This is a genomic window from Bradyrhizobium sp. NAS96.2 (genome assembly GCF_001908235.1).
GTDB lineage: Bacteria > Pseudomonadota > Alphaproteobacteria > Rhizobiales > Xanthobacteraceae > Bradyrhizobium.
Genome location: NZ_LGHK01000443.1, coordinates 1 through 1,456, shown reverse-complemented (window position 1 = coordinate 1,456; position 1,456 = coordinate 1). Strand labels below are relative to the sequence as shown.

Annotated in this window: 2 protein-coding genes and 2 pseudogenes; all 4 read left to right on the top strand. The window is 54.9% G+C overall.

The features are described 5' to 3' along the window. Positions 1–353, top strand: a 353-nt coding sequence (locus tag AC628_RS45030; RefSeq protein WP_210190352.1) for a hypothetical protein, incomplete at its 5' end; no start/stop codon positions are given. A 43-nt stretch (positions 354–396) separates the two neighbouring features. Continuing rightward, the gene (locus AC628_RS41840) at positions 397–909 is read left to right on the top strand and encodes a hypothetical protein (RefSeq protein ID WP_143202128.1); all 513 of its coding nucleotides are present in this window, start codon (positions 397–399) and stop codon (positions 907–909) included. Next, positions 906–1,064, top strand: a pseudogene (locus AC628_RS44680) (acetyl-coenzyme A synthetase N-terminal domain-containing protein); the annotation flags it as partial. The gene AC628_RS41840 and the pseudogene AC628_RS44680, both read left to right, overlap by 4 nt. Before the next feature lie 63 nt (positions 1,065–1,127). Then, positions 1,128–1,391: pseudogene (locus tag AC628_RS44675) on the top strand (transposase); the annotation flags it as partial. Between the last annotated feature and the right edge of the window lie 65 nt (positions 1,392–1,456).

The following is a 1,456-nucleotide window of genomic DNA, read 5'->3' as shown; positions in this document are numbered from 1 at the left end:
AGCTACGCCTTGAGCAGAAAAGATTCCGGAAAGAACGATTGTGGGCGATTATCGTGTCGCCGGACGCAAAGCTGGCGGCGGGCGTCCCGAATGTCCGGCATGGAGCACAAGGGGTTAGAGAAAGTTACGATCTGCTCTCCCGGAGCACTACAAATCGTGGAGATCCCAAGCGTTTGGAAATGGGAAGACATTCCATGGAATTCCTAATCGACAGGTTCGGATATATCCGTGCGCGCTGGCTGCAAGAGGAGGACGAATGTGGTTGGCAAAATTCCGACGAGCTGATCTCGCAGGTCCGAGTTCTCAATAGAGAGCCCAAAAATCTCCCGCCACCCGCTCAACATGTGCACTGAATTAGTGGAAATCTTTCAGGGCTCGCAAACAAAGGAGCAAAGCATGCAAATATCATCCCGTCCCAACCGGTTTGGCGATCGATTCGAACAGTTCATTTGGTGCATGATTCTTGTGGCTGGCGCTCTGGTCGCGGCTCCAGCCCACGCACAACACCATGAGCCGGGCATGCACGATATGCACGGGTCTGACGATGCGCCTGTTGCGAGATCGGGAAACACCGGCGATCTGCCCGCATTGAAGATCCTCCTGCCGCAATCGGGTAATACCATCGGCGAGCGTGTTGCTTTCGTTTTCCAAGCCGACGATAACATCGCAGAAATGACCATGAGCTCTGCCAATCCGAGCGTTCATCTGCATGTTGCGATGGACGAAACCGAGCTCATGCCAATGGCAGACCAGCTGATCCGGCTTGGTGATGGCCGTTATCTCTATGTTTTCGATCTCCCTGCCAAGCCTGGTCGGCACACAATAAGACTCTATTGGGCGGATCCGCAGCATCACACAATCTCCGAGACGGTGCAGACCCTCAACGTGGTTGTGAAGGAATCAAAATGAGCAAGCCGTCAATCATTGGGGGCTTAGGTGTGAGCCATTATCAGGAACGTCTTGCGCGTGCGCTAGTTGATCCGGAAGGATTTTGGGCGGAAGCTGCGAAAGAGGTTGATTGGATCGAGTGGCCGAGAAAGATCTTCGATCCATCAGTGGGCATTGACCTTGCCCCACAGGCTTCACCCAGTTTGAAGTTCGCTGTGGCCCAAGACGAGGACCAGAGCATGAAGCGCAGCCGCTTTTCGGAAGAGCAGATCATCGGGATTCCGAAGGAGCACGAGGTCGGGGTTTCGGTTGCCGATCTGTGCCGCAAGCACGGCATCAGCGACGCCAGCATCTACAAATGGAAGGCCAAGTTCGGCGGGCTGGAGGTGTCAGAGGCCAAGCGGCTGAAGACGCTGGAGGACGACAACACACGGCTGAAGCGGTTGCTGGCTGATGCCATGTTGGACAACGCGGCGCTCAAGGACCTCGTGGGAAAGAATGTATGGTCCGCCCCGTCCGTGCAAGGGTCGTAACAGCAAAAATGACGCTTCCAGTTGCATAAATGTAT